The following is a 246-nucleotide window of genomic DNA, read 5'->3' on the forward strand; positions in this document are numbered from 1 at the left end:
AGCGCAGAAAAATCACGGATATTCGTTGTTATAATAAAAGAAATACCATTTACATATATATGGGCTTCAAGTCTTCGATAAAGATCATCCGAGCCCGGCCTGTTGCTATCAAAAATCACTCCTTTACCTTCAGGGAGAGTGATAATTTCTTTTATAAAGGGAGCATCTTTCGGATCGTTTTCAGGTTTATTGATGGCATCACGCAGTTCCTGCTCTCTTAACTGCACCCGCTGTTTAAATGCGGGG

Annotated in this window: 1 pseudogene; it reads right to left on the minus strand. The window is 40.7% G+C overall.

What is annotated here, in order from left to right:
- Positions 1–246 (minus strand): annotated as a pseudogene (locus OXR04_RS21535) (hypothetical protein); the annotation flags it as partial.

Source organism: Pantoea sp. GM_Pan_3 (assembly GCF_026541045.1).
In the GTDB taxonomy this organism is placed as follows: Bacteria; Pseudomonadota; Gammaproteobacteria; order Enterobacterales; family Enterobacteriaceae; genus Pantoea; species Pantoea anthophila.